Origin of the sequence: Pseudomonas sp. DVZ6 (assembly GCF_024259445.1) — a bacterium.
Taxonomy (GTDB): domain Bacteria; phylum Pseudomonadota; class Gammaproteobacteria; order Pseudomonadales; family Pseudomonadaceae; genus Aquipseudomonas; species Aquipseudomonas peradeniyensis.
Genome location: NZ_JANCLM010000118.1, coordinates 1 through 400, shown reverse-complemented (window position 1 = coordinate 400; position 400 = coordinate 1). Strand labels below are relative to the sequence as shown.

Genomic DNA, 400 nt, shown 5'->3' with positions numbered 1-400 from the left:
ACGTCGCTCTTTCGAGCAGAACTCACAAATTTTACCTTAGCCTGATCCACCAGCAGTGAAACTGGTGTTCAGTCTATTTCTATCACATATCCGAATTTTTAAAGAACGATCTGACAAAAGTCAGAAATCAACATTCATCAACGAATGTTCATTTCTAAGTTCTGAGCAGTGCGAAACCTGAAAGAGTGGTGGAGCCAAGCGGGATCGAACCGCTGACCTCCTGCGTGCAAGGCAGGCGCTCTCCCAGCTGAGCTATGGCCCCATTTGACCAGCTGAACCAGGTAGTACCAATAAATGGTAGGTCTGGGCAGATTTGAACTGCCGACCTCACCCTTATCAGGGGTGCGCTCTAACCAACTGAGCTACAGACCTATATAACAGGTCGCATCGTCTTTACATC

General features: G+C 47.5%; 2 tRNA genes. Both read right to left on the bottom strand.

Annotation, left to right across the window (positions count from 1 at the left end):
* Positions 1 to 186 precede the first annotated feature (186 nt).
* Positions 187 to 262 (bottom strand) — tRNA-Ala (locus tag NMG10_RS25890).
* 33 nt (positions 263 to 295) lie between these two features.
* A tRNA-Ile gene (locus NMG10_RS25885) sits at positions 296 to 372 on the bottom strand.
* Positions 373 to 400: the final 28 nt, after the last annotated feature.